The 26,214-nt window shown below is 37.3% G+C and carries 21 protein-coding genes and 1 pseudogene; 17 read left to right on the forward strand and 5 right to left on the reverse strand.

What is annotated here, in order from left to right; translation table 11 throughout:
• Window positions 1-321: 321 nt before the first annotated feature.
• From HMPREF1639_RS08095 to HMPREF1639_RS08120, 6 genes and pseudogenes are all read left to right on the forward strand, one after another.
• On the forward strand, window positions 322-906 hold the full coding sequence (locus tag HMPREF1639_RS08095; RefSeq protein ID WP_036765338.1) for a restriction endonuclease subunit S: 585 nt from the start codon (window positions 322-324) through the stop codon (window positions 904-906).
• A 68-nt stretch (window positions 907-974) separates the two neighbouring features.
• Window positions 975-4,268 carry a type I restriction endonuclease subunit R gene (locus HMPREF1639_RS08100; RefSeq protein ID WP_036765340.1) on the forward strand — a complete coding sequence of 1,098 codons (3,294 nt, stop codon included), beginning with the start codon at window positions 975-977 and terminating at the stop codon, window positions 4,266-4,268.
• Between the two features lie 2 nt (window positions 4,269-4,270).
• On the forward strand, window positions 4,271-4,879 hold the full coding sequence (gene fic / locus HMPREF1639_RS08105) for a protein adenylyltransferase Fic (RefSeq protein WP_036765342.1): 609 nt from the start codon (window positions 4,271-4,273) through the stop codon (window positions 4,877-4,879).
• 15 nt (window positions 4,880-4,894) lie between these two features.
• Window positions 4,895-6,052 carry a restriction endonuclease subunit S gene (locus HMPREF1639_RS08110; protein WP_036765343.1) on the forward strand — a complete coding sequence of 386 codons (1,158 nt, stop codon included), beginning with the start codon at window positions 4,895-4,897 and terminating at the stop codon, window positions 6,050-6,052.
• A 31-nt stretch (window positions 6,053-6,083) separates the two neighbouring features.
• On the forward strand, window positions 6,084-7,694 hold the full coding sequence (locus tag HMPREF1639_RS08115) for a type I restriction-modification system subunit M (RefSeq protein WP_036765345.1): 1,611 nt from the start codon (window positions 6,084-6,086) through the stop codon (window positions 7,692-7,694).
• A gap of 54 nt (window positions 7,695-7,748) precedes the next feature.
• Window positions 7,749-8,228: pseudogene (locus HMPREF1639_RS08120) on the forward strand (restriction endonuclease subunit S); the annotation flags it as partial.
• Window positions 8,229-8,249: 21 nt separating this feature from the next.
• On the opposite strand, the gene HMPREF1639_RS08125 reads toward HMPREF1639_RS08120, so the two are convergent.
• Window positions 8,250-9,185 carry a site-specific integrase gene (locus HMPREF1639_RS08125; RefSeq protein ID WP_036765346.1) on the reverse strand — a complete coding sequence of 312 codons (936 nt, stop codon included), beginning with the start codon at window positions 9,183-9,185 and terminating at the stop codon, window positions 8,250-8,252.
• An 18-nt stretch (window positions 9,186-9,203) separates the two neighbouring features.
• Window positions 9,204-9,725: a restriction endonuclease subunit S gene (locus tag HMPREF1639_RS08130; protein WP_052045484.1), complete on the reverse strand. Its 522-nt coding sequence runs from the start codon at window positions 9,723-9,725 to the stop codon at window positions 9,204-9,206.
• A 442-nt stretch (window positions 9,726-10,167) separates the two neighbouring features.
• On the opposite strand from HMPREF1639_RS08130, the gene HMPREF1639_RS08135 reads away from it, so the two are divergent.
• Window positions 10,168-10,569, forward strand: a complete 402-nt coding sequence (locus HMPREF1639_RS08135; protein ID WP_036765347.1) for a thioesterase family protein — start codon at window positions 10,168-10,170, stop codon at window positions 10,567-10,569.
• A gap of 179 nt (window positions 10,570-10,748) precedes the next feature.
• Here HMPREF1639_RS08135 and dcd read toward each other — a convergent pair whose 3' ends face one another.
• Window positions 10,749-11,270 (reverse strand): dCTP deaminase, encoded by a 522-nt coding sequence (dcd, locus tag HMPREF1639_RS08140; protein ID WP_036765350.1) that lies wholly within the window; start codon window positions 11,268-11,270, stop codon window positions 10,749-10,751.
• A 154-nt stretch (window positions 11,271-11,424) separates the two neighbouring features.
• Between dcd and bioB the strand changes: the two genes are divergently transcribed.
• From bioB to HMPREF1639_RS08175, 7 genes are all read left to right on the forward strand, one after another.
• The gene (bioB, locus tag HMPREF1639_RS08145) at window positions 11,425-12,384 is read left to right on the forward strand and encodes a biotin synthase BioB (RefSeq protein ID WP_036765352.1); all 960 of its coding nucleotides are present in this window, start codon (window positions 11,425-11,427) and stop codon (window positions 12,382-12,384) included.
• A 117-nt stretch (window positions 12,385-12,501) separates the two neighbouring features.
• Entirely contained in the window at window positions 12,502-13,440 is a 939-nt protein-coding gene (gene hemC / locus HMPREF1639_RS08150) for a hydroxymethylbilane synthase (RefSeq protein WP_036765359.1), read from the forward strand.
• Window positions 13,433-14,995, forward strand: coding sequence for a uroporphyrinogen-III C-methyltransferase (gene cobA / locus HMPREF1639_RS08155; RefSeq protein ID WP_036765362.1), 1,563 nt, complete (start codon window positions 13,433-13,435; stop codon window positions 14,993-14,995). The genes hemC and cobA overlap by 8 nt, the downstream gene beginning before the upstream one ends.
• On the forward strand, window positions 14,961-15,929 hold the full coding sequence (gene hemB, locus HMPREF1639_RS08160) for a porphobilinogen synthase (RefSeq protein ID WP_036765365.1): 969 nt from the start codon (window positions 14,961-14,963) through the stop codon (window positions 15,927-15,929). Before cobA ends, hemB begins: the two co-directional genes overlap by 35 nt.
• Window positions 15,930-16,103: 174 nt before the next feature.
• Window positions 16,104-16,565: a precorrin-2 dehydrogenase/sirohydrochlorin ferrochelatase family protein gene (locus HMPREF1639_RS08165; protein WP_036765366.1), complete on the forward strand. Its 462-nt coding sequence runs from the start codon at window positions 16,104-16,106 to the stop codon at window positions 16,563-16,565.
• Complete coding sequence (locus HMPREF1639_RS08170; protein WP_036765369.1) at window positions 16,565-18,943, forward strand: ATP-dependent helicase; 2,379 nt, start codon at window positions 16,565-16,567, stop codon at window positions 18,941-18,943. Before HMPREF1639_RS08165 ends, HMPREF1639_RS08170 begins: the two co-directional genes overlap by 1 nt.
• Before the next feature lie 36 nt (window positions 18,944-18,979).
• Complete coding sequence (locus HMPREF1639_RS08175; RefSeq protein ID WP_036765370.1) at window positions 18,980-20,407, forward strand: M18 family aminopeptidase; 1,428 nt, start codon at window positions 18,980-18,982, stop codon at window positions 20,405-20,407.
• Window positions 20,408-20,516: 109 nt separating this feature from the next.
• Here HMPREF1639_RS08175 and HMPREF1639_RS08180 read toward each other — a convergent pair whose 3' ends face one another.
• Together HMPREF1639_RS08180 and HMPREF1639_RS08185 are read right to left on the reverse strand one after the other, a co-directional pair.
• Entirely contained in the window at window positions 20,517-21,041 is a 525-nt protein-coding gene (locus HMPREF1639_RS08180) for a peptidylprolyl isomerase (RefSeq protein WP_036765371.1), read from the reverse strand.
• Between the two features lie 14 nt (window positions 21,042-21,055).
• Entirely contained in the window at window positions 21,056-21,964 is a 909-nt protein-coding gene (locus HMPREF1639_RS08185) for a manganese-dependent inorganic pyrophosphatase (RefSeq protein WP_036765379.1), read from the reverse strand.
• A gap of 292 nt (window positions 21,965-22,256) precedes the next feature.
• Here HMPREF1639_RS08185 and HMPREF1639_RS09560 point away from each other — a divergent pair, with 292 nt between their 5' ends.
• The 3 genes from HMPREF1639_RS09560 (at window position 22,257) to HMPREF1639_RS08200 (ending at window position 26,115) form a co-directional block, all read left to right on the forward strand.
• The gene (locus tag HMPREF1639_RS09560) at window positions 22,257-23,513 is read left to right on the forward strand and encodes a 5-formyltetrahydrofolate cyclo-ligase (RefSeq protein WP_084572497.1); all 1,257 of its coding nucleotides are present in this window, start codon (window positions 22,257-22,259) and stop codon (window positions 23,511-23,513) included.
• A 151-nt stretch (window positions 23,514-23,664) separates the two neighbouring features.
• Complete coding sequence (locus HMPREF1639_RS08195) at window positions 23,665-24,390, forward strand: ABC transporter ATP-binding protein (protein WP_036765392.1); 726 nt, start codon at window positions 23,665-23,667, stop codon at window positions 24,388-24,390.
• A gap of 9 nt (window positions 24,391-24,399) precedes the next feature.
• Window positions 24,400-26,115, forward strand: a complete 1,716-nt coding sequence (locus HMPREF1639_RS08200; RefSeq protein ID WP_036765395.1) for a hypothetical protein — start codon at window positions 24,400-24,402, stop codon at window positions 26,113-26,115.
• The last annotated feature ends 99 nt before the right edge of the window (window positions 26,116-26,214 follow it).

The following is a 26,214-nucleotide window of genomic DNA, read 5'->3' on the forward strand; positions in this document are numbered from 1 at the left end:
TCTTGATATAGGCTGTGACCAGATGATAGCCTATCAGACAGGCTAAGTAAATCTATTAAAATTTCTTTTGTATTAGTCCATTTTTTATAGGTTGATTATACAATCAACCCTATATAATTAATCTTATAAAGAATTAAAAAAGTGTTTTATTAAAAACACGAAAATAATTAGAATAAGTGTTGACACTCAAGATGAAAAGATATATAATTGAATTAAAGAAATATTTGTGATTTTAAAAAGGCACATATAAATATCTCGGATTAAGCAATATATATTGGATTATTAAATAATATAATTATATTATATAAAGAAGGTGATAGCATGAAAAAATATAAAAGACTAGAAGAATTAGTAAATATAAGGAGTGGTAGTCCTCAATTTAGGATTGATGAAACCACGGACCAGTCAGCACCAGTATATAACTTTTATGGTCAGTCGGAGATCTATGAAGATTTGTCTGGAATTTCATCTATGAATGATGATGTTCAGAAAAAAATTATTAGGACATTTGACAGGGTGATGACTTTAAATGAAGGAGATTTAGTCTTTAGTTTAATATCAGGAACTGCATCAATAGTTAGCGGCAAAAATAAAGGTTATATGTGTACACAGAATTACCTTGTTCTTAATCCTAACGAAAAAGTGGATAGTAAATATTTGATATATCTATTAAATGAAGATAAAAGCATACAAAGACAGTTACAGATGGGGCTTCAAGGATCAACTGTACTAAAATACAGTATAAAGCAAGTTAGAGAACTAAGAATAGTTAAGCTTCCAGGGCTTCATATTCAAAAAATAATAGGTGATATATATTTAAAGCAGCTAAAACTATCCGCATTAAAAAAAAGGGTGATAGAATATGAAAAAATGATGCTGATGGAGAAGCTTAGAACATACAAGTAATTCAATACGTTGTCAAATAAGTGTGTAAAACTTAAGATGATTCAAATAGTAAAACAGGAGGATATAATATGGATGAATTGACATTTGAAAAAAATCTCATAAGCTATATTTCAAAAGGTATTGTTTGTAACAATAAAATTTTTGATAGTGCTACTGAAGAAAAATTGAACACAGAAAAGCAATCAAAATTAAAACAAGAATTGTATAATAGTGGCAAAATTTGCGATAAACTGGAACCATATGATATACAACAAAGATATGGATTTAAATCTAATTTATGGACATACATGCCAACTATAAAAACTACAGAAGATTTGTGGATGAATTTTAAATCTATATTAGAAAGTCACAATTATGGGCCTTTAGAAGGTAAAAAACTTAGCGATAATGAATTCAATCAAGTAAAGTCGATAATATCAGCGATTAGAACACCATACGAAGCAGGCCAGTTCTTATATGGATATAATGGTGTATCACAGGTAAATGTAGATTTAGATAGTGGTAAACACGCAATCTTAACCGTATTTGACCAGAGACAGGTTGGGGCAGGAGAGACTGTATACCAGGTTGTAAATCAGATACAAAGGCCAGCAAAGAGACCAGGCATGAAGAAGAGGATCTTTGACACAACTCTATTGATAAATGGATTACCTATTATACAGATAGAAGAAAAAAAGGATGGCAGAGATGTAAATGAAGCTTTGAATCAGATGCACCAGTATATAGACGAGGGACAGTATACAGATATTTTTTCGACCCTACAGATATTAGTAGGTATGACACCAAATAATACCAAGTACATGGCAAATACAACATCTGATAAATTTAATAAAGACTTTGCATTTAACTGGCAGAGAAAAGAAGATAATAATCCTGTCAGAGGATGGCAAGAGTTTGCAGACTCGATGCTGACTATACCAATGGCCCATCAAATGGCGACAAACTATATGATCCTAGACGGTACAAAAAACAAAGAATCCTTAAAAGTCATGAGGTCATATCAGGTATATGCAACACAAAATGCTATTAATGCTATCAAACATGCCGATTTTAACTTTGGTACAAATAAGTTGGGATATATATGGCATACTACAGGCTCAGGTAAAACGATTACCAGCTTTAAGACTGCTTGGCTGGCCAATAGACTTTCTAATATAGATAAGGTGGTATTTGTAGTAGATAGGATAGCCCTTACCAAGCAAACTTTAGATAGCTATATGGCCTATGATCCGGACTATTCAACAACAGACAACTCAAAATCATCTGCAGTTATGGATACCGAAAACACGGGTGAGCTTAGCAGAAAATTAAAGTCAAAGGAAGGTGGAATAATAGTCACATCAGTTCAAAAATTACATAAGTTGGTCCAGAGGTCGGGCTTTAAATCTCCTGATAGGAATATTCTTTTTGTTGTGGATGAGGCGCATAGGTCAACTGGTGGAGAAAGCTTTGACGCTATACAAAAAGCCTTTAAAAAAGCTGCTTGGATAGGGTATACGGGAACACCAATGTTTGATAATAAATCTAAAGGACTTAGGACGCAGGATATCTTTGGAGAATTATTGCATGCCTACACAATTAAAGAAGCTATAAAAGACAAGAATGTACTAGGATTTAAGGTTGACTTTGAAACAACAATAGACGAGAAAGAAATGAAGGAAAAGTATCTGCCAAGCTTCTATGCGGACCAACACCCCAAATGGAGAGAAGATCAGATAAAGAAAAAGATAGATAATATTGGTCCAGAAGATATGGATGATGCAGTAGAAGCCAGCTTCTACGATGAAAACTATGACCATGTCAAATTAGTTGTAGAAGATATATTTAAAAACTGGAGAAATAGGTCCAATGACTTCAAGTATAATGCTATGTTGACTACACATGTGGGTGGTAATAAGGCGTCTATACCTATGGCCGTAATGTATTATGATGAGTTTCAAAGGGTAAATGAGGAAAGGCGATCAAAAAATTTATTTACTTTAAAAGTTGGTATAACATTTAGCATAAATAATACTAATAATGATCAAATGCTGAAAACCAACCAAGATTTAACAAGGATAATTGAAAATTATAATACGGAATTTGGTACAGAATTCGGTTTAGATGATGTGACAGGCTATACTCAGGACCTAACAATGAGATTAAAAAAGGCTTCATCTGATGGGAAAAATTTAGATCTAGTAATAGTGGTAGATCAATTGTTAACAGGTTTTGATGCCCCTGAAATGAATACATTGTACGTTGATAGAACCCTAAAAGGAGCTGGCTTAATTCAGGCTTATTCTAGGACAAATAGAATACATAATATGCAAGATAAGCCTTGGGGAAGAATTGTAAACTACAGATGGCCAGCTTATAACGAAAAATTAATGAAAGAGGCTCTTGCCATATACTCTGAAAAAACGTCTGCTGATTTAAAAAAGACTACGAGAGAGTTGGTAGATGATGATGGAATACTTGCTAAGGAATTTAACACTGTATTTAAAGAGGTTAAGGAAATAGTAGATAAGCTAGCGGATATGACTAGTGAGTTTATAGAGTTACCGGCTTCTGAAAACAAAAAAGAAGAAATGTTTGGCTTGTTGAGAAAATACAATATGGGAATGGCTAAGTTAAAACAATATGATCCAGAAAAAACCAAGGATGGTCAGGAGATTGGTTTCGATTATGATAGGCCAGAAGCGCTACTAGAAGCATTGGGAATGACATCAGATCAAGAAATACAGCTTACAACAGTTTTGGCAAATGAATTAAAGCAAGAGTTAGCTAAGATAAAGAAAGTCTCAATATACCAATTGGAGTTAAAGATGACCCATGTAAAAGAGATAAGCGTAAACTATGACTATTTAAATGAGTTAGTAGCTGATTTATTAAATCAGATACACGAAAACAAGAAGGACGAGGCTGAAGATACTAGAAATAGCTTATACAAATTTGCAGACGGAATGGATGATAGAATATATGCTAAGAAAATAAAAAATGCTACAGATGCTATTTATAATGGTGAATACCCACCAGAAGGCAGCCATTTTAAATATCCTGCCAAGCCTGAGAAGAGTAACCAATTTATAAATCAGGCCAATGAAGCCAGTGTAGAAAAGAAATTGCTGGATTTCAGGATTAAGTGGGGATTGGTAGATATAATATCTAAGGAAGACATGAGTAGTATGATAAATTCTCATAGGTATGGACAGGATGATTTAGATGATGCCAATATGGTCACTATGATCTTGACAGAGTCTAGCAATAAGTATAAGACTTTAGCCTATGATGAAAGCATAAAGTCAATGTCAAAGATAAAGTACAGAAAAGAGCTAAGATTTGCTCTAAAAAGTATTGCAGATGATATTGTGGGAGAATAGTCATGGTATTAGAAAATAAGTTAAATATAAGTAGTGATTTAGAACTTAATAAGCTCGAAGAAAAAATAAGCAAAAGCAAGGCACTAGACATGTTCGAAAGCGGAAAAATCAAGCAAATTGAAGTTGGCACATTTAAAGGTTTATCCCAGATTCATAAATATCTATTTGAAGATATATACGATTTTGCAGGTCAAATAAGAGGAGTAAATATATCCAAGGGGAATTTTAGGTTTGCACCTATAATGTACCTTGAAGAGGCTCTCAACAAAATCGATCAAATGTCACAATCGAATTTTGATGAAATAATAGAAAAATATGTGGAAATGAATGTGGCCCATCCATTTAGAGAAGGTAATGGCAGGAGTATGAGAATTTGGCTGGACTGTATACTAAAAAAGGAACTAGGTCTAGTGGTCGATTGGAGTATTGTCGATAAGCAAGATTATCTATTGGCCATGGAAAGAAGTCCAGTTAAGGATATAGAGATTAAATATTTGTTAAAAGCTGCCTTGACAGATAGGGTAGATGATAGAGAAATCTATATGAAGGGTATAGATGCTAGCTATGGATATGAAGGTTATAGTGAGTATAAGGCTAGTGAACTTAGGTAAGGAGGAGTGTATTTTATGAAAGATAAGGAAGTTAGGAAGGTTCCCAAGCTACGTTTTCCTGGATTTACGGATGATTGGGAACAGTGTAAGTTGGGTGAACTTGCCGTTTTCAACCCTAAAGAGGAAATTCCCGATGTGTTTGAATATGTTGACCTTGAGTCGGTAGTTGGTACTCAGATGTTGTCTCATAGAACTGAGGAGAAAGCAATCGCACCGTCCAGAGCGCAGAGGTTAGCTCATACAGGAGACTTGTTCTATCAGACTGTTAGACCGTATCAAAAAAACAATTATCTATTTGAAAAGACTGATAAACACTATGTTTTTTCAACGGGATATGCTCAGTTGCGTCCATTCATAGATGGTTACTTTTTACTCAGCCTTGTTCAGAACGGACAGTTCGTTAAAACTGTTTTGGATAACTGTACTGGAACAAGTTACCCAGCAATTAACGCAAATGACTTGGCAGAAATTGAGGTGTTCTCACCGAAAGATGAACAAGAACACCATCAAATCGGAACATACTTCCGCAACCTCGACAACCTTATCACCCTTCATCAGCGTAAGTTGGAAAACTTGAAAAATCTGAAAAAAGGCCTACTTCAAAAAATGTTTCCTAAAAATGGTGAAAAGGTACCAGAGCTAAGATTTCCAGGATTTACTGACGATTGGGAACAGCGTAAGTTGGGAGATATGTTATTGTGTGAGTTTAAGGGAAGAGCTAAACTTGAAAATGTTGGATATAAAAGTAAATATTTAGATGCAAACTATCTTAATGGTGGAAAATTAATTTATGTGGATAGTGAGTCTGACGTAAATAAAAATGACATTATTATATTATGGGATGGTTCACAAGCAGGTGCTGTATATTATGGATTTGAGGGGGCGTTAGGAAGCACATTGAAGGCATTCACTCCTCTTGAGTCAGGTGAATTTATTTTTCAACAATTAAAGAGAGATCAACAAATAATCTTTGATAAATTTAGAACTCCTAATATACCACATGTTATAAAAACATTTACAGATGAATTTATAATAAGTAGGACAGATATAAAAGAGCAAGAAAAAATATCAGAATTTTTTAGGAATATAGATAACCTTATTACCCTTCACCAGCGTAAGTTAGAGCATTTGCAGATGCAGAAAAAAGGTTTATTACAGCAGATGTTCGTATAAAAGCACATAAAATTAAGAATAGGAGATTAACATGGATAATAAAATACAATCAATAACAAGCAAATTATGGGCTATGGCCAACGAACTGAGAGGAAATATGGATGCCTCAGAGTTTAAAAACTACATACTTTCATTTATGTTTTACAGGTATTTATCTGAACATCAGGAGAGATATCTTGCTGAAACAAATGTTTTGGAACCTAGAGAGGGCATGACGATAAACGATATATACATGGAAGAAGCCGTTGGAGAGGACTTAAACGATTATCTTGAGGAGATTGCTCTTAGTCTCGGCTATGCAATTGCTCCAGAAGACACATGGGAAAGTCTTTGTAATAAGATAAATGACAGTAGTGTCATACCTAGTGACTATCAGAATATATTTGATAATTTTAATAATAATGTAAAATTAAATACCAATGCAGAAGAAGACTTTACAGGTGTGTTTAACGACATTAACCTAGGTGATTCAAGACTTGGAGCAACTACAACTGCTCGTGCCAAGGCTCTTAGTAATATTGTTAAGTTGGTTGATGAAATAGACTATATGTCAGAAGATGGAAGAGATATACTTGGTGAAATATACGAGTATTTGATTGGTCAGTTTGCAGCTAGTGCAGGTAAAAAAGGTGGAGAATTCTATACTCCGCATCAGGTGAGCCAGATATTAGCCAGGATAGTGACTAGTGGCAGGAAAGAAACTAGTGAAAAATTTAGTCTATATGACCCGACTATGGGTTCAGGATCACTTTTGTTGACTGTTAGAGATGCTTTGCCAGGTGGAGAAAAAACAGGTTCTATAGATTTTTATGGCCAGGAGTTAAATACAACTACTTATAACTTAGCTAGGATGAATTTGATGATGCATGGAGTAGAGTATAAGAATATGACTTTACACAATGCTGACACACTTGAAAATGACTGGCCAGATGGTCCAGATGATAAGGGGATTGATCGTCCGAGGTCATTTGATGCAGTAGTTGCTAACCCACCTTATTCAGCAAAATGGGACAACAGTGAGCGTAAATTAAAGGACCCTAGATTTTCGGAGTATGGCAAGTTGGCACCAGCTTCAAAGGCGGACTTTGCATTTATACTACATAGTTTATATCACTTAAAAGATACAGGTAAAATGGCCATAGTATTGCCGCATGGTGTATTATTTAGAGGAGCTGCAGAAGGAAAGATACGTAAGGTTCTCATAGAAAGTAAAAATTACCTAGACGCTGTTATAGGATTACCTTCAAATTTATTCTATGGTACAGGTATACCAACGACTATACTTGTATTTAGAAAGGATAGGACAGCAAGAAATGTACATGATATTCTGTTTATAGATGCTAGTAATGAGTTTGTCAAAGGAAAGAATCAGAATACACTAACAGATGAGATAATTGATAAGATAGTGACTACTTATGAAAAACGTGAAACTGTTGATAAATATTCATACCTTGCTAGTATGGAAGAGATAAAAGAAAATGACTACAATCTTAATATTCCAAGATATGTGGATACTTTTGAGGAAGAAGAACCAATAGACTTACTGGAAGTTGCCAGATTGTTGGAAGAAGACAACAGAGAAATTGCTAAGTTAGAAGCAGAAATCAACGAACAGTTGAAAATATTGGGATTGGAGTTATAAAATTGTAGGGAAAGGCTATGCCTTTCCCTATTTGGCTATCAAGATTGGGAACAGCGTAAGTTGGATGAATGTTTTTACGAAAGAACTGAAAAACAGAGTACAGGGGAATTATTGTCAGTAACAATAGAAAATGGGGTAAGAAAATTCAGTGAATTATTAAAAAAGGATAATTCTAGTGAAGATAAATCGAATTATAAAAAAGTTTGCAAAGGTGACATTGCGTATAACTCTATGAGGATGTGGCAGGGAGCTTGTGGTAAATCAGATTATGATGGTTTAGTAAGTCCTGCATATACTGTATTAGTGGCAAAAATAAATGTAGATTCAAATTATATGGCATATATGTTTAAAACATATGATATGCTTGTTAAATTTCAAAGATTTTCGCAAGGAATGACATCGGATACTTGGAATCTAAAATTTAATGCATTGAAAAAAATAGAATTATACATAGGTAGTTATAAAGAACAAAAAGAAATATGTAATATAATGGTGATGCTTGACAACCTTATTACCCTTCACCAGCGTGAGTAGTTAAAATATTACACAATTTGTTTAACCTAAAGAAAGACCAGATAAGGATCTCATAACAATATCAATATCCTTATTTTCCAGTTCCTGTATGATATGTAAGTAGGTTTTTTGCGTGGTGGCTATACTAGAGTGTCCTAGTCTGCGAGCAACGCTAGCTGTTGAAACTCCTGCAAATAACAGCAATGAGGCGTGTGTATGCCTTAATCCATGTAGGCTTATTACAGGGATTTTTGCCTTCTCACATCTACGTTTTAGTAGGCTATTAATCGTTGAATTGTAGACTGGTTTAATACCCACAAAAATAGGTTGATCATTTGGTAGACCTTTGATCAATTGCGAAAATTGAATTATGGTTTGCCAATCAAGATGAATTTTCCTTACCGATGATTTGTTTTTTGTAGGCAGAAAACCTCCAACATATTTGTAGTCCCATGTTTTGTTTATTGATAAAACTTGCCTAGAAAAATCAAAGTCATTAGGAGTCAATGCAAGGGCTTCTGAAAATCTCATACCAGTTTTTGCAACAAGTAGGATAAACCAGTCCCAATTTAAGTGTCCATCTAATTCTAGAGAATCTAATAGTTTGTGCAGTTCGTACTGGTTTAGATATTTTTGTTTTTTGATACGTGGCTGTTTGCCTTTAATGATAACTTTTCTTGTAGGATCTCTATCAATGAGGCCATCGTCTACAGCATCGAGAATAGAAGATTTTAGCTGATGGTGGAAATCCATTGTAGTCTGCCTTTCGTGGTATATAGCGTAGTCATTGATCAACTTTTGATAGGCAATTCTGCTCATTTCACCAACTTCCAGATCTGGAATTAGTCTCTCCAGCCATGAATGGGTCATAAGGTATTTATTCATTGTAACTGCACGTATAGCACCTTCTTTGTAAATGTGTATCCACCTTCTATAATACTCATGAAATAGTTCGTTTCTCTTGTTATTAATATACATAATGTTACCCCCTTAAATCTACTCACGCTGATGAAGGGTAATAATGTTATCTAGATATTTGAAAAATTCACATATGCAATTCTGTTCGTTCGATGAGGGATAAAGCAAATCTACTTTCGTTAAATCTGAATTTCTAAGATGTACAACTGATTTTCCTTGTGCCCTCTTTGAGAGTTCTTTTTGTTGCCTTCCATTTGAAATTGTTAACGCTAGAAATGTAGGGATAATACTTTCATTAACAGAAATAATGTTCAAATCTCCGCCAAGTATAATTCCGCTATTTTCAACTACTGAAGCTCTTGAAATATCACTTGCAGTTTCACCAGAGGCCGGCACAATAACTTCACCGCCTTTACTTAGCACTGAATTTGGCTTTTCTTTAACATAAGTATCTATGTTTCTGATAACAGTTTCATAATTAGTATACAATCTACCATAAAGAATAATTGGTTGCCCATGTATAACTAGATCTGCTTTTGAATAACCATTCCCCTTAGAAAATTCTGATATATCTCCCAACTTACGCTGTTCCCAAGCAATTCAATTATAATAAAAAGATTACTATTTAACTTATTTAGAAAAATTTACAATTCCCAACAAGTTTTGAAATTTACGATTGATATTAATAGGTTTGGAACTGAATGTATTAAGAAAGCTTTAAGATAAGAACATACAATCAACCCCCATCCTATTCCTATAACTTAGGATATCAAATATACCTTCCAAGCAACAGTCAGGAGAAGAATTTAAATAATACCACTGCGAAGATGAAGATTCGAAAATCCAGGTGCTTGCACATTTGGATTTTCCTGAATCGAGCACTGGTATTATAAATTCTTACTCCGGGTTGCTGAAGGTGTATGGATATCTATAACCAGTAGGATTTATTGCTTGAAAAGTTGTAAAATTAATGATAAAATCAATTATAGGATAGTGATATTCAAGAAATAAAATATAAGATTCAGAATAAAGGAGGAGATTTATGTTAGAAATAGGTTTGAAGCGTGTTGAAAAGACAATGGTTGATAAGACTAATACAGCAGCTGCTATAGGTAGTGGAGGTTTAGAAGTATTTTCTACACCAAGTATGATATCTCTAATGGAGTGTACTTGCAAGCTGTGTGCCCAGGAACACCTAGAAGAAGGCTTGGGGACTGTAGGAATATCTGTAGAAACTAATCACAAGGCAGCTACTCCAATAGGTATGGAGGTTACTTGTGAGTGTGAATTGGTAGAGATAGATAGGTCAAGACTAGTCTTTAAGGTTAGGTGTTATGATGAGTTGGAAGAAATTGGTGAGTGTACTCACCAGAGATTTATCGTTGATAACGAAAAGTTCCTTGCCAATGTAAATGACAAGATAGAAAGGGCTAAGAACAAGTAAATTTGTCAAGATAAATAGGTGTTGGACTAAAATGGGTAATACCTAGGAATAATAGACAAGAGAATAGATGCAAGAGGAAATGACAAAACAAAAGAGCTAAGAACCTTATATGTGATGGAGGGTCCTAGCTCTTTTTTGATGATTGTTTTTTATTATATATCACACTCATATTTCTATAATTATTCAAAGTCCTTGTACATAAGTGATGGCTGTATACCTGTGTTGTTCTGGTACTTGCCGCTCTTGTACAGGTCGTATTCACCAAGTATATCATGGTAGTATATCTGGCAAATCTGTGTATTTGGATATATCTTGATAGGTTGAACACAGAATATTTCTAGAGTCCAGTATCCAGCAAAACCGATATCACCAAAGCCTGCAGTTACATGTATAAACAGACCTAGTCTGCCTGTAGATGACCTACCTTCTAGCATAGGTACAAATTTTTCAGTCTTAGTAAATTCATTTGTCCTGCCAAGGTATAGCTTGTTTGGTTCAAGAATTAGACCCTCTTCTGGGATTTTTATCTTCTTTGTCTTGTTTGGTATTTTCATATCCAATAGGTCATTTTCGTATACCAAGAGTTCATCACTCAGGGTTAGGTTGTAGCTATTAGGATTTACCTTAGACTCGTCAAATGGTTCAATTACTATTTTTTTTTCTTTTATATTTTTCAGTATTTCCTTACCTGATAGTATCATTGTCTTCTCCTTTCGAAAAAAAGAATTATATTTGTATTTTAGCACAAAAATCCATATATTGAAATCATTTAAAGAAAAGTAGAGGATATTTTTTACTTATTTAGGGCGCTTATAGTATAATAGAGTCATGAGCAATTTTATGGGGGTGATAGGTATGGATATAAAGACATTGACAGAAAGGGTAATAGGTGGTCACTTGGTTACAAGAGAAGAGGCTCTATTCTTGTATGACCAGCCACTTGTGGACTTGGGGAGGTATGCAAATGCCATTAGAGAACACTTTTGTGGTGACCAATTTGATATATGTACCATTATAAATGGCAAGAGTGGCCTCTGTTCAGAGGATTGTCGTTTTTGCGCCCAGTCTAGTCACTATAATACAGGGGCTAAGGTATATTCACTATTATCAGAGGAAGAAATACTGGCAGATGCAAAGAAGAATGATGAGCAAGGAGTGCTCAGGTATTCTATAGTTACAGCTGGCAAGAAGCTGTCTAATGATGAAGTGGATAGTATGTGTCAGATAATAAGAAGGATAAAGAAAGAGTGTGATATTTCCGTATGTGTATCTTTTGGCCTTTTGGATGAAGAACAGTTCAGAAAAGTTAAAAAGGCTGGAGCAGATAGGGTCCACAATAATTTAGAGGCATCAAAGAGGTTTTTCCCATACGTATGTAGTAGTCATACCTTTGCTGACAAGCTTGAGGCTATAAGGGCTGCTCAAGCTGCAGGTTTGGATGTATGTAGTGGAGGTATTATGGGACTAGGAGAGACTGTAAAGGACCGTATTGATATGGCACTTAGTCTTAGAGAGATAGGCATTAAGAGTATCCCTATTAATATGTTAAATCCTATTCTGGGTACTCCAATGGAAAAGTATGATAAATTGACGAGTGATGAAATGCAGAGAATAGTCAGCGTGTATAGGTTTATTTTACCAGATGCTTTTATCCGACTAGCTGGTGGTAGAGGCCTGATAGGTGATAAGGGCAAGTCCTGTTTCCAATCTGGTGCCAATGCGGCTATATCGGGTCATATGCTGACTACTGCTGGTATAACAGTTGAGACAGACAAGAGGCTTTTAGAAGAAATGGGCTACAGGATATATAGGTAGTATAGGTAATGATATATGTGCTATTAATATATAATTCATAGATTTATAGCTTAATAAATAATTTATATAAGTGGGTTAAATAATAATGATTAAAATGATTGCGTTTGGAGGTAGTAGATGAAATTAATTGTGGGTACTAGGGGCAGTGACTTGGCTCTTGCACAGACCGACAGTATAATTGATATGATTTTGGATAAATTTCCAGACTTGGAGATAGAAAAAAAGATAATTAAAACCAAGGGTGATAAGATTCTAGATAGGTCACTTGACAAGATTGGAGACAAGGGTATATTTGTAGAGGAAATAGAAAGAGAATTGTTAGATGGGAGCATAGACTTTGCAGTTCATAGTCTAAAGGATATGCCTACAAAAATTGGTTCAGGTCTAAAGTTGACAAGGACACCTTTGAGACAAGACCCCAGAGATGTCTTGGTTCTTAATTCAAAGTACAAAATTAGTTCGGATAAGGTGATGCAATGGCTAAGAACTAGTGAAGGTCTAAAAATAGGGACTGGTAGCAAGCGTAGGATAGCCCAATTGAAAAAAATAAACGAGTCTATAGTTCCAGTTATGATCAGGGGGAATATAGGGACCAGGATAGAAAAAATATATAAAGAGGACCTAGATGCCATAGTCATAGCTGCTGCAGGTATTAATCGTTTAGGGATTAGTGGTATAAGTGCCTACCATTTTTCCTATGATGAGATGGTTCCAGCATGTGGTCAGGGGGCTCTGGCTGTAGAGGTAAGGTCTGAGGATGAGTATATCAATGGCATACTTGATTCCCTGGCTGATGACCAGGCGTGTATGGAAGTAGAGGCAGAGAGGGCTTTTTTAGAGACCATAAATGGGGGCTGTCATGTACCTGTAGGTGCCATTGTCAATGAATCTGACGACGGATACTATCTTAGGGGAATGTATGGAAATGAAAATTGTGAAAGCATAGTATATGGGCAGATTAGATTTGAGGTTGGTATTGAATCTGCTAGGCAGGCAGGTATTGATCTGGCCAAGGTCCTAATTGAAAAGTTAAAAGAGGAAGAAAAATATGAGTAAGGGAAAAGTCTACCTAGTTGGGGCAGGCCCTGGTGACTATGGTCTAATAACCTTGAAGGGGATAGACTGCATAGCCAAGGCTGACATAATTATTTATGATAGGCTGGTAAATAGGGACCTATTAAAAAGTGCCAAGCCCGGGTGTGCGTTTGTATACGTTGGCAAGAAGTCAAGCAAGCATATAATGGCTCAAGAACAGATAAATGATACTATAGCTGAGTCTGCAGCTAGTGGCAAGATTGTAGTTAGGTTGAAGGGTGGAGACCCATTTGTATTTGGCAGGGGTGGAGAAGAGGCTGAGCTTATATACGACCAGGGCATAGACTTTGAAATTGTGCCAGGGGTAACGTCCTCTATAGGTGGTTTGGCCTATGCTGGTATTCCGGTTACCCACCGTGATTTTGCCTCGTCATTCCATGTGGTGACTGGCCATGCCAAGAAGGATGATAGTCTGGATATAAACTGGGAGTCCCTGGCTAAGGAAAAGGGGACTGTGGTATTTTTGATGGGGATTGGAAATATCAAGCATATTGCAGAGATGCTTATTAGTCATGGCAGAGCCCCTGAGACACCAGTTGCCTTTGTATCGAATGCAACTAGCTACAAGCAGAGGACTGTTAGGACTAATTTGGGCGATGCCTACGAATGTGTTCACAGGGAAGCAATCAAGCCTCCTAGCCTCTTTGTAGTGGGTGGAGTAGTTAGTTTGTCTGACAAGCTTGGTTTCTATGAGAGAAAGCCCTTATTTGGAAAGACTATAATATTGACTAGGACTAGGAAGAAAAATAGTGACCTGAGGAAAAAAATAGAGGAATTAGGAGGTAAGACCTTTGAACTGTCGACTATAGATATAAAAGACAAGAAGGATATAGGAAGGGTCTTGATTGAGAAACTGACTAGCAGGAAATACACTCATATAGCCCTTACAAGTCACAATAGTGTGGATATATTCTTCAAAAACCTTATAAAAGAAGGTTTTGATTTTAGGAAACTGGCTGGAGTCAAGATTGCCAGTGTAGGCAAGGCTACTAGCAAGGCCATTATGGTGTATGGACTTGTTCCAGATATTGAGACTAGTCGATCTACAGGGGCAGACCTTGCAGATGTGATTCTTGAGGACATAGGAAATGCTGGATATGAAAATCCATCTATTCTATTCCCATGTTCTGAAATAGCCAGCAAGTCTATAGAGGATGCCATGAAGTCTGCCAGGGTAGACCTTGATAGGGTGGACTTGTACACCAATACCGTAAATATGGCTATAAAGGATGAACTTTTGGATATTCTAGTCAAGGAAAAGATTGATTATATAACCTTCACGAGCTCTTCGACTGTCAAGTATCTAGTGGAGATTTTAGGTAGAGACAGAGAGCTCATAAGAGGCATAAAGAAGGTGTCAATTGGTAGCATAACTAGTCAGACTATAAGGGACCTAGGCTTTAGTGTGGATATGGAATCAGACTCCGCTAGTATAGATTCGATGCTGGCTGCCATATTAGAAGATGTAAAAGGAGATATAAATGATAAGAAGACCGAGACGATTAAGAGTGAGTAAGATAACTAGAGATTTGGTGAGAGAAACTAGGCTAGATATGAAGGTTTTGGTGTACCCAATCTTTGTTGTCGAAGGAGAAAATATTAAAAGTGAAATTAAGTCCATGCCAGGTGTATATCATTTTTCAATAGATAAGCTAGATGATGAGATTGAAGATATAATAAATCATGGAATACAAAATATAATGATATTTGGGGTTACGCATGACAAGGATGCCTGTGCAAGCTCAGGTTTTGCAGAGGATGGTATAGTACAAAGGGCCGTTAGGAAGGTAAAATCATTGACTAACGACCTGAATGTCATAACTGATGTCTGTATGTGCGAGTACACTGATCATGGTCATTGTGGTATCCTAGACGATACAGGCTATGTGGACAATGACAGGACCTTGGCAGTTCTAGCCAAGATAGCCCTTAGTCATGCCCAGGCAGGGGCAGATATGGTGGCCCCATCAGACATGATGGATGGAAGGGTTGGAGCAATTAGGAAGGTCCTTGACGAGCATGGCTTTGTGAAGGTGGGGATTATGGCCTACAGTGCCAAGTTTGCATCCAACTTCTATGGACCTTTTAGGGATGCGGCCGATTCAGCGCCAGCCTTTGGAGATAGGAAGACCTACCAGATGGACCCTTCAAACTTTAGAGAGGCCATGCTAGAATGTGCCTATGATATAGAGGAAGGGGCAGACATGATAATGGTCAAGCCAGCCCTGTCATACCTAGATGTAATAAGGGGGGCTAGGGATAGGTTTGATGTACCTATAGTAGCCTATAATGTAAGTGGTGAATACTCTATGATTAAATTAGCCATAAGTCAAGGACTTCTCAATGAAGAGGCCATGTATGAGGCGGTCATGTCTATAAAGAGGGCAGGTGCAGATATAATAATCACTTATTTTGCCAAGGACTTGGTCAGGTATATTGGTAGCTATTAGGTTTATAAATAATTTTTCTGACGATACGTATTTATTACAGTGGTTAAAATATTTAAATAAAGGGCTCATCTTGAGCCCTTTTTGAGTGCAAGAAAGTATCCTCAATTATATTGGTATTTATGCCAAATATTGTATATAATATTATAAGTGAAAGATTATATATGGGAGGTGGCTATGTTTTTTCCAGTAATGATAGACTTATCGGATATAGATGTCTTGGTAGTAGGCGGCGGCAAGATTGCCTACAGGAAGGTCAAAAAGCTTTTGAACTTCGGTGGCAGGATAAGGGTGGTTGCCCTTGATTTTTGTCAGGAGTTTTATGCTGAAAATGAAGCAAGTATAAGGATGTTTAAAAGGGCCTTTGAAGATACAGACCTAGATGGGGTCGACTTAGTTTATACAGCCACTGATAATAGTGACCTCAATGCCCATATAAGTGACCTATGCAGGTCAAGGAAGATATTGGTGAATAGGGTGGATGACCATACTGATTCAAGCTTTATAAATATGGCAAGCACAAGCAAGGTCTATGATGGACAGGATGTTTTGCTGGCTGTATCATGTTTTGGACAAAACCCTAGCTTGACCAAGTATATATGCAAGAAGTTAGAGGAAGATTTTTTGGAGGATAGATAATGAATATAGATGATTTAAACCCTGCCCAAAGGCAGGCAGTAGAGAGGACTGAGGGGCCGGTATTGATTTTGGCTGGAGCCGGCTCTGGCAAGACCAAGGTACTGACTACTAGGATAGCCTACCTAGTAGAAGACAAGCAGGTCATGCCGGCAAATATTTTGGCCATAACCTTTACAAACAAGGCAGCCAACGAAATGAGGGAGAGGGTTGAAAAGATAATCGGGGAAAACTCTAGGGATATGTGGATATCTACCTTCCACTCATGCTGTGTGAGAATTTTGAGGAAGGACATCAACAAGATAGGGTATAACAGGAGTTTCGTAATTTATGATACTTCAGACCAGTTGACCCTGGTAAAAGACTGTTTGAAGGAACTGAATTTGGACGATAAAAAGTTTGAACCAAAGAGCATAATATCCTACATATCATCAGCCAAGGACAAGCTACAGACACCCAAGGACTTTGCTAGAGAGGCCGCCGGAGATGTATGGTTATCAAAAATAGCTGATGTCTATGCCATCTACCAGGATAGACTCTTGAGAAATAGTGCCCTGGACTTTGATGACCTAATAGTCAAGACAGTAGAGCTACTCCAGTCAAACGAGGATGTCCTAAACTTTTACAGGGGCAAGTTCAAGTATATAATGGTGGATGAGTACCAGGATACATCAAGAGCCCAGTATGAATTGATCAAGATGCTGGCCCAGGGTCACCAGAATATATGCGTGGTTGGGGATGATGACCAGAGTATATATGGATGGAGAGGGGCAGATATCAGGAATATATTGGAGTTTGAAAAGGACTATGATGATGTATTTGTTGTGAAGTTGGAACAGAATTACAGGTCTACCCAGCTGATACTAGACACTGCCAACCACCTTATAGCCAACAATATAGAGAGAAAGAAAAAGAGGCTATGGAGTGACAAGAAGGAAGGCCAGTTGGTCAAGGTCAAGCTACTTAGAAATGAGGTAGAAGAGGCCAGCTATGTGGCAGAAGAAATATACAATAATTCTATGGAGACAGGTAGACCTTTTGAAGACTACGCTGTCCTATACAGGGCCAATGCCCAGGCCAGAGCAGTAGAAGACGCCCTGAACAGGTTCCAGATACCCTATAATATATATGGGGGTACCAAGTTCTATGAGAGAAAAGAAATAAAGGACCTATTGGCCTATCTTAGGATAATAGTCAACCCACAGGACGATATATCGGTCAAGAGGGTAATTAATGTTCCTAGGAGGGGTATAGGTCTAAGGACAATAGAAAAGCTGGAAGACAGGTCTAGCTTGATGAAGGAGAGCATCTACTCTGTTATTTTGGATGTAGATAATAATTCTGATATATCTACCAAGGCCAAGAAGAGCATAAATGAGTTTTTGGACCTGATAGGTATATTTAGGACTTTAGTTGATGCCTATTCGCCTAGTCAGTTAGTAGAAAAGGTTCTTGATATGACAGGCTATATTTATGAGCTAGAAGAGATAGTGGCCAAGAACCAGAGTCTGCAAAACGGAAAGGCAGAGGATGCCCAGGACAGGATAGATAACCTAAAGGAATTTATATCTATAGCCATTGAATATGAAAATTCAGACCTCAACAACGAGGAAGAAAAGAATTTGGAGAATTTCCTGTCTTCTATATCACTTTCGAGTGACATAGCAGATGAGGAAGAGGAAGGCCTATCAAAGGTATCCATGATGACCATGCACTCGTCAAAGGGCTTGGAATTTCCAGTAGTATTTATAGTTGGTATGGAGGAGAAAATCTTCCCTATAGCCAGGGCCATTGCATCTATGTCTGATTCCGATATTGAAGAAGAGCGTAGGCTTTGCTATGTAGGAATCACTAGGGCCATGCAGGAACTCTACTTGACATATGCAGCTAGTAGGACCCTATATGGTAAGACCTCTGTAAATATGAAGTCCAGATTTTTGGGAGAATTGCCTGAGGAAACTGTGGAGGTTCTAGACTCACCAGTCAAGGTGAATAAGTACGACAATGCGGACTACAGCCTCCTACACAACTATGCCCAGAAGTACAAGAACAGCATGAATATGTCAAATATTAAAAGGGTAGCCAAGAGTGCCAGACTAAGTGAAGGTTTGGCTAATAGAACCAGTTCAAGTGACCAGGCTCATATGGAGACCTCACAGGAGCGACCAGGATCTAATATAGGCAGTGAAGGCAAGGGATATGACTCATATGATGCCGACACTATACCTAAGCTCAAGATTGGCTCTATAGTGGAGCACCCTAAGTTTGGAGAAGGCTCTATAATATCCAAGGCAGGGGCTGAAGTGACAATAGCCTTCAAGATAAAGGGGGTCAAGAAGATTAACCTAGAGTATACCAGCATCAAGGTTTTGAAATATTAATAAAAAAGTGAAATTATCAAGAAAGGGAGGTTGGATATGTTAAATGAAAATTCGTTTGAACTAGGCCAAGACCTAGTCGACTATATAAATGATAGCCCAACCATGTACAATGCAGTAGAGAATATAAGACTATGGTTGGATGAATACAATTTTGAGAGGCTAGATCTGGCTGATGACTGGAATCTAGTCAAGGGAGGCAAGTACTACCTAGTAGTAAATTCCTCTTCGATATTCGCTTTTGTAGTAGCAGGTGAAAGGATTGAGAAGGAAGGATTTAGGATTATAGGAAGTCATACTGACTCTCCAGGCTTTAAGTTGAAACCTAATCCAGAAATTAGAGAAGGCCAGTACCTAAAGTTAAATGTAGAACCCTATGGTGGCATGATTTTAAATACTTGGTTAGATAGGCCCCTATCCCTGGCTGGAAGAGTATTTACTAGAAATATAGACAATCCATTTAAACCAATTGAACATATAGTAAAGGTGGACAGGCCCATTTGTATAATACCTAACCTAGCTATTCATATGAATAGGGAAATAAACGATGGCTATACCTACAACAAGCAAGACGACATGGCACCTCTTGTTTTGGAGTCCTATGAGGGTGATGAAAAAGAATACATAAAATCACTTTTGCTCAGAGAGATAAATATGACTAACAGGGAAAAAATATCTATTGATGATATTTTGGACTATGATATCTACCTATATGAATACGAAAAGGGAAGTCTGATAGGTGATGAGAAAGAATACATTTCTTGTGGTAGGTTGGATAATCTTGCCAGCCTTCATGCTAGTATATCAGCGCTTTTGTATGGAGATAGTGCAGGAAGGAATATTTGTAATGAGGATATAGACATTAGGTCCTTTAGGAATGTCATGGCCATCAATGAATCCAGTATGGAAGAATCTGCACAGGACAAGGCTAGCTTTGAAGGAGTTAGGCTAGTGGCAGCCTTTAACAATGAAGAAGTAGGTAGCCAGACTAGGCAGGGGGCAGATTCCCAGCTCTTGACAAATATATTGGAGAGGATAGCTTTAGGTTTAGGTAAAAATAAGGCCCAGCTATTGAGGTCATATGAATCTTCATTTATGATATCCGCAGATTTGGCACATGCAGTTCATCCAAACAAGTCTGCTGTGGCAGATCCAACTAACAGACCAAGCTTTGCCGGCGGACCAACTATCAAGTCGCACGCAGGTCAGGCCTATGCCAGTGATGCCTACTCTGTGGCAGTATACAAGGATATATGCGATAGGAATGGTATCAAGTACCAGACCTTTGCCAATAGGTCAGACAAGAGGAGCGGATCGACAATAGGAACAATTACAGCATCCTACCTGCCTATAGCAATTGTTGATGTCGGTATGCCGATATTGGCCATGCACTCAATTAGAGAGTTGGGACATATAGATGATTATAAGGCCTACTATGAGAGCCTTTATAGGTTCTTTGAAATTTAATAAGCATATGAAATCAAAAAAAGGCCTCCACATTAATTTTTCTTAGAGTCGAAAAATGTGGAGCCTTTTTTGATTTTAATATTCTAAAATTAAACTATACTGTATTAAACTATATTGTTTTTGGTTCTGGATACTCAACACCGAATGTATCAACACTAACCTTTTTGATTTTCTGTTCAACTACTGGCTTGTCACCAAATGTAGTTTCTGTTTCAGCTATCTGGTCTACTACATCCATTCCCTCTATAACCCTACCAAAGCTGGCATACTGGCCATCTAGGTGTGGAGAATTCTGGTGCATGATGAAGAACTGAGATCCTGCAGAGTTAGGGTTCATAGCCCTAGCCATTGATAGGACACCTCTTTCATGCTTTAGGTTGTTGGTAAATCCGTTTATTGAGAATTCACCAGCTATTGTGTAGCCAGGTCCACCCATGCCTGATCCCTGAGGGCATCCACCCTGAATCATAAAGCCAGAGATTACCCTGTGGAAGATTAGGCCGTCATAGTAGCCCTTCTTTATCAATGATATAAAGTTGTTTACTGAGTTTGGAGCTATATTAGGCAATAATTCTGCTTTGATTACTCCGCCGTTTTCCATTTCTATTGTTACTATTGGGTTTTTGATTTCCATTTATACACCTCTTCTTATAATTTTTCTACTTCTGGAGTTAGGTTAGGTACCAACTGCTTCTTTCTAGATACTAGACCCTCTACAAAGGCACCCTGAACTGGCTCTACCTTGAAGGCATTCTTTACTATTTCGTCTGGAGACTTGTATAGTAGGTAAGAGCCTTCGTTGATTATGTCTGTGATAGCTAGGTATAGCATATCGTAGTCAGTGCTGTTGATATAATCTAGGTATTCATCCTTCCTGCTAAGAACTGAATCTATGTCAAGGGTCATTACCTGACCAATACCTACCTTCTTACTGCCCATATCAAAGGCCTTGAAGTCCATATTTACTATTTCTTCTATGCTGTAACCATCTAGTGAAGTACCAGCCTTGAACATTTCCATGCCGTATGCTTCAAAGTCAACGCCAGCTATCTCTGCCAAGTCCTTACCAGCAGCTATATCTTCTTTTGTTGTAGTTGGTGATCTGAATATCAATGTATCAGAAAGTATTGCTGATAGCATTAGGCCAGCGATTTGCTTAGTAATTTCTACATTATTTTCCTTGTACATTCTGTATAGGATTGTGTTTGTACATCCTACTGGTCTAAGAGTCATGCTTAGTGGAGCAGGAGTAGTGATACCACCTAGCTTGTGGTGGTCAACTATTTCAACTATTGTAGCAGTTTCTAGACCATCTACACTCTGACCGTATTCATTGTGGTCAACTAGGCAACATAGGTCGCCTTCATTTACAGATTCTATTAGCTTTGGTGCCTCAACACCAAAGTAGTTTAGGACGAATTCTGCTTCCTTTCTCAATTCTCCTAGGCAACATGATACTGCATCTACACCTAGTGACTTCTTTAAATTTGTCATTACCAAACTTGAACAGATTGAATCTGTGTCTGGATTTTTATGACCAAATACTAATAAACTCATTTTGATACCCCTTTCAATTTTTCGATTTATTTATCAAAACATTTTTATAATTTGTTTTACCCTACTATTATACCAAAAAAATTGGTCAATTAGTATATTTGGGCCTATTTTATTCCTACAAATGTGGTATGTTTTATGATATGATTAAGTAGAGTAATAAGTCTTATGAAAAAATACATAAAAGTACCAATAAAAAACTGAATGAAAGAAAAATATAGATAGGGTAAAAATATATATGAGGTATGCTAGACCTTTATAAAAATATGGGAGGAATAATACTATTACAATTGAAATGACTATTAACAAAAAGAAGGAAAATAAAATAGATAATGTCGGAGTCAAGGCTGTCGGAAATGGTAAGTGTGATAAACCAGCCAATAAACCAGCTAAAATAAATTACCAGAAGGAACTGGAAAAAATACTCGAGAAGATTGAAGACCAAGACCTCTGTCCAAGCCTGCTACTACATTCTTGTTGTGGACCATGTAGCTCATATGTCTTGGAATATTTGAGTCAGTACTTTGAGATTACAGTATTTTACTATAATCCAAATATCTATCCATCTGAGGAATATTGGTACAGGGTAGATGAGCAAAAAAAGATAATAGACCTGACCAAGTCAAGGTATCCAATTCATATGATGGAGGGTGCCTACGATGTGGATAGGTTTTACGATACTATAAGGGGGATGGAGGACCTGCTTGAGGGTGGGGCCAGGTGCTACAAGTGCTATGAACTCAGACTATCTGAAGCTGCAAAATTGGCTAAGGAAGAAGGCTTTGACTATTTCACAACTACTCTAACAATTAGTCCCCACAAGAATTCTCAGGTCCTAAATAGGATAGGTCAGGCAGTAGGAGATAGGTATGGTGTCAGCCACCTACCTTCTGACTTTAAAAAGAATAATGGCTACAAGAGGTCATGCCAGTTGACGAGTGAGTTTGGTATGTATAGGCAGGATTATTGTGGTTGTGAGTACTCTATGAAGGAGACAATACAGAGGAAAAAGAAAAAGCTCAGAGATGATATGAGGATATTAGGAGCTAGCCTTGATAGGGACTATATGGCCCAGGCCGACCAGATAATATTTGACAAGTTGTGTAAGAGGTCTGAATACCTAGACGCAAGTCATATTTTCACCTATGCAGGTAGGTATCCAGAGATAGACACACTAGCCTTTATAGAGGGCGCTATGAGGGATGGTAAGATGGTTTCAGTGCCCTATTGTAGCGATAGAAATACCATGAAGGCCTATAGGATAGAATCTCTAGACCAACTGGTGACTAATTCATTTGGTGTACTTGAGCCGGATATAGGTATATGTCAGGAAGTTGATATAGATGATATAGACTTGGTCTTAGTTCCGTCTTGTACTGCAGATAGAAAGGGTAACAGGCTTGGTTTTGGTAGGGGATATTATGACAGGTTCTTGCCAAGCTGTCAGGCAGAGAAGATACTCTTGATTAGGTCTCAACAGGTGTCCGAGGACATACCTATGGAAGAACATGACCTAGTTATAGATAATATAATAAGTGAAATTGAACTTTAGATACCATATATATAATATAAAGTTAGCACATAGAATCTGCATATAAGTACAGCAACAAAAATTTGGAGTACTTTATAAATTTAATAAAATGGTGATGAAGTAACAATAAAGTTGAGTATAAAAGAAAAATAAGTGTATCAGGAGAGTAAGTATGATAAGAATTGAAAATTTGACTAAGAATTACGGGGACAAGTTGGCCCTTGATGACCTCAATCTAACTATAAATGATGGTGAGATATTTGGTCTAATTGGACATAACGGAGCAGGTAAGTCTACTACAATCAAGTCTCTAGTCAGCATAATAGAGCCTAGTGATGGCAGGCTATACTTTGATGATATGGATATCAAGTCAAACAGGACTAGGATAAAGAAAATGATAGCCTATGTATCAGACAGTCCAGATATGTTTCTTAAGCTACCAGTCATGAGCTATTGGAAGTTTATAGCGGATGTATTTGAGGTTCCAGACGATGTAAGGAAGGCAAGGGTTGACAAGCTATGCCAAATTTTTTCTATGGAAGCGAATTCTATGTCCAGGATAGAAGAGTATTCTCATGGTATGAGGCAGAAGGTGTTTTTGATAGGTGCCCTAATATCCAACCCTAAAATATGGATTTTGGATGAGCCTATGACAGGTCTAGATCCACAGTCAGCCTACAATTTGAAGGAACTGATGAAGGACCATGCCAGTCAGGGAAATACAGTCCTATTTTCAACTCATGTTCTAGAAGTAGCTGAGCAGCTGTGCGACAGGATAGGTATACTGAGCAAGGGTAGGCTCCTATTTGTTGGAACTATGGATGACCTAAGGGCTGTTCATCCAGGTCAGTCCCTAGAAAAAATTTACCTTGATATGGTCAACCATAGGGAAGAGTAGGTGGTTGATATGTTTAAGGTATTTAAAAATCCTATGTTCAAGCAAATTTTTTACTTTAACCTACTATATGCAAATCCAACTATAACATCAAATGCCATGAAGAAGAAAAAGTATGGAGAAAGTCCTGAGAATGTATTTAGGGGCCTTTTGATAAAGTCATATATATTGTCAAGTGTCTTTATACTACTAATATATACAGGTGTGTTTTTGGCCTTACCTTTGGATAAGGTTCCTTACTTTATGGACTATACAATAGTATTGTTCTTTTTGCTAAGTGTACTCCAAACCTTTACCTATTTTTTCAACGTCTTCTACAGTAGTAAGGACCTAGAGGGGTATATGTGTCTACCTATAGAAGAGGGCTTGGTTTATAGGGCAAAGATGATGGTTGTATCAATTGCTACTATTCAGATGGCCATTCCCATATGGCCTATTGCTTCAATCTACGGCTATAATATGGGTCTAGGGGCTATGTCTATAGTCTATGGTTTTATGGATTTTGTCTTGGTGGGTTGCCTAGTGGTACTTGTAAATATGGTATTGATGGAAGGGCTAGCAAAGACATCTATCCTGTCAAGATTCAAGAATGGTATAATCACAGCTATAAATATAGTCGCGGCCATATCAAATGTTGGTCTAATCCTATACTTCCAGAATGCATCTAGGAGTCATATGAATGTCTTGGCTCAAAAATCGAGTCCTATTAGGTATGGACCTATATCGAGTATTTGCAAGACTAACATGGGAAACCTAGTCCTAATAGTAGCTATGGCCCTTGTGATAGGAATAGTGTATTGGCTGATAATTAGGAGGGTTGACGGAAGGTTTTACGACTACATTAGGAAGATACAGGGTGGAAACCATACTAGGAAGGTCAAGCAAGAAAAAAATAAGGGCCAAGAGGTTGGCCAGTATAAGATAGACTCTATAGTTGAGCCGGTAATGGGCATGGAGAGTAGGTCACTTGACGATATAGGTATCCAAAGAAAGTCCAGAAAATCAGGTCTTGGAAAGAGTTTATTTAAGTATAATATAAGCCTGATAAATGACCCGACTGTAATAACCCAGTCCATAATAATGGGGGCTATATTCCCGATTATAATGCTTGCACCGACCCTTATAAATTCAAGGGAGAGTGCTGAAATGCTAGAAATGATTAGGACCAATAAGGGTATGGTATCAGCCGCTATGGCAATTATATTGGCTATCATGCCAAATATATATGCAACCAGCCTACCCTCTATAATAGCCTCTTTGGACAGGGAAAACTTCAACTATATAAAGAGTTTGCCTATAAGCAGGAGGGACTACTTTATGTCAAAGCTCTACTTTGCGACAGGTATCAATTCCATAATACCGGTGGTTTTGATGTTGGTATTTTTTGTATATGCAGGTATAGGAATTTTGGATACAGTATTTGCCCTAGTCCTATATGGTGTCTTGACCCTGTCTATAGCTTCCCTTTGGCTCAAGTTTGATTTTGAGCATATAGTGACGGATTGGCAAAATGTAACTGACCTATATGGTAGGCTAAATAAGGCAGTGATGTTTGTATTTACCCTATTCTTATTTTTAATATGCTTTTTCATTGTTGCAGTCTTGTTCTTCGTAGCCAGCATGGGTTTTGGCAGTGGAGTTAGCTACCTACTTGCAGGACTTGTATTTATAATAGCGATAGTTAGCTTGTTTGTAACAAGCAAGTTCTTGAGAAAAAACAACTATTAAATGTATAATGGGGATGTCTTTCAGTTAGGAGGTCATCCTCATTTTTTAGTATTTTTATAGAAAAATAGGATTTTGGTTGCAAATGCAATGTGTTTTTTG

The organism is Peptostreptococcus sp. MV1, assembly GCF_000758885.1.
Classification (GTDB): Bacteria; Bacillota; Clostridia; order Peptostreptococcales; family Peptostreptococcaceae; genus Peptostreptococcus.